Source organism: uncultured Thiocystis sp. (assembly GCF_903866365.1).
GTDB lineage: Bacteria > Pseudomonadota > Gammaproteobacteria > Chromatiales > Chromatiaceae > Chromatium.
In genome coordinates, this window is record NZ_CAIPNF010000382.1 from 1 (window position 1) to 4,290 (window position 4,290).

At 65.0% G+C, this 4,290-nt stretch carries 6 protein-coding genes; 2 read left to right on the plus strand and 4 right to left on the minus strand.

From position 1 onward, the window contains the following. Window positions 1–1,087: GNAT family N-acetyltransferase (locus tag QZY07_RS21270; RefSeq protein WP_295407082.1), on the plus strand; the 1,087-nt coding region annotated here is incomplete at its 5' end. On the opposite strand, the gene QZY07_RS21275 is transcribed toward QZY07_RS21270, so the two are convergent. The 3 genes from QZY07_RS21275 to QZY07_RS21285 form a co-directional block, all read right to left on the minus strand. After that, window positions 982–2,196, minus strand: a complete 1,215-nt coding sequence (locus QZY07_RS21275; protein WP_295407086.1) for an MFS transporter — start codon at window positions 2,194–2,196, stop codon at window positions 982–984. The genes QZY07_RS21270 and QZY07_RS21275 overlap by 106 nt on opposite strands. Then, entirely contained in the window at window positions 2,190–2,591 is a 402-nt protein-coding gene (locus QZY07_RS21280; RefSeq protein WP_295407089.1) for a lysozyme inhibitor LprI family protein, read from the minus strand. Before QZY07_RS21280 ends, QZY07_RS21275 begins: the two co-directional genes overlap by 7 nt. A 163-nt stretch (window positions 2,592–2,754) precedes the next feature. Beyond that, the gene (locus tag QZY07_RS21285; protein ID WP_295407093.1) at window positions 2,755–3,333 is read right to left on the minus strand and encodes a YqiA/YcfP family alpha/beta fold hydrolase; all 579 of its coding nucleotides are present in this window, start codon (window positions 3,331–3,333) and stop codon (window positions 2,755–2,757) included. Between the two features lie 84 nt (window positions 3,334–3,417). Here QZY07_RS21285 and QZY07_RS21290 point away from each other — a divergent pair, with 84 nt between their 5' ends. Further along, window positions 3,418–4,044, plus strand: coding sequence for a class I SAM-dependent methyltransferase (locus QZY07_RS21290; RefSeq protein WP_295407096.1), 627 nt, complete (start codon window positions 3,418–3,420; stop codon window positions 4,042–4,044). Window positions 4,045–4,130: 86 nt separating this feature from the next. Here the strand turns inward: QZY07_RS21290 and QZY07_RS21295 are convergent, their stop codons facing one another. Beyond that, window positions 4,131–4,289, minus strand: a complete 159-nt coding sequence (locus tag QZY07_RS21295) for a hypothetical protein (RefSeq protein ID WP_295407099.1) — start codon at window positions 4,287–4,289, stop codon at window positions 4,131–4,133. Window position 4,290: the final 1 nt, after the last annotated feature.

The following is a 4,290-nucleotide window of genomic DNA, read 5'->3' on the forward strand; positions in this document are numbered from 1 at the left end:
AGGCGAAGGGGGTGGAGTAACCCATGCGCCGGAACCGGAGCGCAACCATCCACACAGGAGAGCCGCCCAAGTGTCCTTGACGATTCGCACCATGACCCCCGACGAGATCGGCCTCGCGCTCGATTGGGCCGCCGCCGAAGGTTGGAACCCTGGGCTGTACGATGCCGCGCCCTTCCTGGCCGCCGACCCCGAGGGTTTCCTGATCGGTTTGCTCGAAGACGAGCCGGTCGCCATGATCTCGGCGGTGCGCGATGGGACGACGTTCGGCTTCCTGGGCTTCTATCTGGTCCGTCCGGAACGGCGCGGACAGGGGTATGGCTGGGCCATCTGGCAGGCCGCCATGGCGCGCCTGGCGGGCCGCACCATCGGACTCGATGGCGTTCTGGCGCAACAGGACAACTACCGTCGCAGCGGCTTCCAACTCGCCGATCGTCATGTCCGCTACCAAGGGCAGGGCCAGCCCGCGCCGGCTCCCGAGCCTGCCGATGGGACGCGCACGATCCCGCTAACCGCCTGGTCCTTCGCGTCGCTGGCCGCCGATGACCGCGCTTTCTTTCCGACCGAGCGTTACGCCTTCCTGCAACGCTGGATCGCGCAACCCCAGACCCTCGCGCTCGGCCTGCGGCACGGCGACCATCTCCTCGGCTATGGCGTGCGGCGCGCCTGCCGCGAGGGCTACAAGATCGGCCCGCTCTTCGCGGACACGCCGGACGCGGCCGAAGCCCTCTTCGGTGCGCTGTGCGCTCGGTTGCCGGCCAGCGCCCCGGTGTTCCTCGACACGCCCGCCTCCAATCCCGCCGCCCTCGCCCTCGCCCTCGCCGAGCGCCATGGCGACGGTCCGCATGTACGCCGGTCCCGCTCCTGCGTTGGCATCGGCGCGGACCTATGGCATCAGCAGCTTCGAGCTGGGCTGATCCGGATCGGATTCCGACCCGGGAGCGTGGCGATGTCATCGTGCGCGCCGCCTCGCCGTCCCAAGCGTCACGCGCGCGCGGACGCCAGCGCGCCAGCCACACCCTCGCGCTCCCGTAGATCCGGCAGCAGGACCGCCAACAATCCGAGCAACGGCAGGAAGGCGCAGACCTGATAGACCGTCTCGATCCCCCACCGATCCGCCACCTGTCCGAGCACCGCGGCACCGATCCCGGCCAGACCGAAGGCGAATCCGAAAAAGAGCCCGGAGACCATCCCGACCCGACCGGGGAGCAGTTCCTGGGCGTAGACCACGATGGCCGGAAAGGCCGATGCGAGCAGGAAGCCGATGATGACCGTCAAGACCGCCGACGTGCCAAGCCCCACGTAGGGCAGCGCCAGGGTGAAGGGCGCGACGCCGAGGATCGAGACCCAGATCACCGCCCGCCGACCGATGCGATCCCCGAGCGGACCGCCGAACAGGGTGCCCGCCGCGACCGCGAAGAGAAAATAGAACAGGTGATACTGCGCCTCCTGGGTGTCGATGGCGTAGCGCTGCATCAGATAGAAAATCAGATAGCTGCTGATGCTGGCCAGGTAGAAAAACTTGGAGAACATCAGCGCCAGAAGGACCGCCAGCGTGGCTTTTACCCGACCCTTGGGGAGTGCGCGCCCGGCGGGCGCCGCCGCCGGCTTCGGTTGCCGGTGCTGACGTCGAGACCAGACGCCGACGCCCGTCAGCACGATCATGGCGACCAGTGCAAGCAGGGCGAACAGGGCAAGGCTGCGCTGACCCTGGGGCAGGACGATCCAGGCCGCGAGCAGCGGACCGATGGCCGCGCCGGTGTTGCCGCCGACCTGGAAAATGGACTGCGCCAGACCGTGCCGCCCGCCCGAGGCCATGCGGGCGATCCGCGAGGCTTCGGGATGGAAGACCGCCGAGCCGGTCCCCACCATCGCGGCGGCCATCAGCAGCATCGAGAAGCTGGAGGCCAGCGACAGCGCCAGCAAGCCCAGCAGGGTAAACCCCATGCCCACGGCCAGCGAAAAGGGCTTGGGATGGCGATCGGTGTAGAGGCCCACCAAGGGTTGCAGCAGCGAGGCGGTCAACTGAAAGGCCAGGGTGATCAAGCCAATCTGGGCAAAGCTGAGATGGAATCCGGCCTTGAACAGGGGGTAGATCGCGACCATCAACGACTGCAAGGTGTCGTTGAGGAAATGGGCAAAACTGATGGCGCCCAGCACCCGGAAGGCGGTGCGGTCGGAGGTTGACGCTTTTACCATGCGGGGCAGCTCAAATCGCCCTCTTCGCAATCCTTTAACGCGCGCAGTTCCTGGTGCCGTTGTCGGGTTTTCTCGGCGAGACAACCATTCAGCACCATGGCATCAGCGGAGCCGCCTTCCAGGCTGGACGCCTCGAATTGACACGCCAAATCCTTGAACTTGATCCAGGCCAACTGGACCTCCTTGATTTTTTGCTTCTGCGTCGGGTTGAGCGTCGACCTGAACTGGTTATAGGTCAGATTGATCTTCTTCGTTTCGCGGTCGAGTTCCAGTGACGCGCAGGTATTCATATCGGTTTGTGTTTGAGGATTTCCGCAATCCAAGGCCGCGACCGCGCTTGAAAGGCTCATCGCACATAAAAACGCACCGGCGATTCGTGCTGTTGGTCTCTGCATCGTTTGCTCTGCTCACCTTTTTGCTCCAGCGCCCAGTATGCCCCATCGAACTTGCCAGCATGAACTGAGGTTTCTTCGGTTATTCGTCTTCCAAAGGTGGGGATGGCTGCACCAACGGAGAAAGCCGGTCGTTTGATGACCGGATCGATGATGTGCCGCGCGATCAGCGAAGGCTTTCCAACTGATCGCGGATGATCTCGATGGCGGTTTCCAGGTGCGCGAACGCGTGATCGCCGCCGTCCCAGATCAAGAGGCGGCCACACTCGGCATGGATCCGCTCGGCGATCCGGTAGTCGATGACCTCGTCGCCTCGGTCCAGAAAGACCGTGGTCGGTTGGCCGTCGCAGGGATCGGCGAGCGCATAGGCGCGGGTGCTATCACAGAGGGCTTGGGTAATGAGATACCGCTCGCCGGCTTGCGTGGTCATGGTCTCGCCCAGATGCTTGCCCAGGAAGACCCATGGGGTGAGCGCCGGGTTGACCAGATAAAGATGCGAAAAGCGAAAGCGTCTGGCCAGAGATTGACCGTAGAAGCCACCCATCGAACTGCCGATCACGGCCGGGCAAACTTCGCCCAGCTCCGAGAAAAAGTGCGACAGACGCCGGATCGCCTCGTCCGGTCGGTGGGCCGGATAATCGACAGCTAGGACCGGGTAGGGGGCCAGACGCTCCCGGAGCACCGTGGCCTTGCTGGACTGACTGGAACTGTTGAGACCGTGGAGATAGACGAGGAACGGAGGCATGGACGACTCGGAAGGCTTCGGCTTGGCAGATGAAACGTCAATATGATTGGGCATCGGCGTCGTCTGTGTTCATTGAAGTCCAGTATGCCCCATCGAACCTGCCCAACCTCAACCTATTACGAGGACCATGCCGCCGCCTTCTTCGCGGACACCGCAACCGTCGATCTCGCTCCATTGTACGCGCGCTTCCTCGTCCATCTGCCCACGGGCGCTCTCCGCCTTGATGCCGGTTGCGGGTCCGGACGCGATGCCCGAGCCTTTCTCGCGCGTGGTTACGCCGTCACCGCCTTCGATGCCTCTCCGACCCTGGCCGCGCGCGCCTCCGCGCATGGCGGTCTGCCGGTCCAGGCACGGCGCTTTCAAAACATCGACTGGCACTGTGAGGTTGACGGCATCTGCGCCTGTGCCAGCCTGCTGCATGTGCCGCTGACGGAACTGCCAGCGGCGCTGGATCGCTTGGCGATGCCCCTCAAACCGCGCGGGGCTCTGTACGCCTCGTTCAAATACGGCCGCCGCGGGCGCAAGCACGGCGGGCGGTGGCTGGTCGAGACGGGCCTCGCGGTGCTGCGGGTGGGGGTACCGGCGTTCACCGAACTGGAGACCTGGACCACCGCCGACCAGCGGCCTGGGCGCGCGGACGAGCAATGGCTGAATACGCTGCTCGCGAGAACCGAACGGCATCTGTGCGGCTGGAACAACGCGACCTTCTGATCAGGGCCGTCACCGGCGCTGTTCGTCATTGACCGCTTTGATCGGCGCGGTGCGCCTTCCGTCTTCGGTATGACGCGCGTGCGTCGTCACGCCGCCCGTGGTGGAACCCCGCGCTCGTGCTCGCCCGTGCGGCGCAACTCGCGCTTGAGGATCTTGCCAGCGGCGTTCTTCGGCAGCGCATCGACAAGTTCGATGCGCCGGGGCAGCTCGTGGCGGCCGAGTCGCGAGCGGCACCAGTCCTTCAGG

Coding starts and splice junctions, on each gene's coding strand:
- QZY07_RS21275 (WP_295407086.1), bottom strand. CDS start 2,196: ATGGTAAAAGCGTCAACCTCCGACCGCACCGCCTTCCGGGTGCTGGGC.
- QZY07_RS21280 (WP_295407089.1), bottom strand. CDS start 2,591: ATGCAGAGACCAACAGCACGAATCGCCGGTGCGTTTTTATGTGCGATG.
- QZY07_RS21285 (WP_295407093.1), bottom strand. CDS start 3,333: ATGCCTCCGTTCCTCGTCTATCTCCACGGTCTCAACAGTTCCAGTCAG.
- QZY07_RS21290 (WP_295407096.1), top strand. CDS start 3,418: ATGCCCCATCGAACCTGCCCAACCTCAACCTATTACGAGGACCATGCC.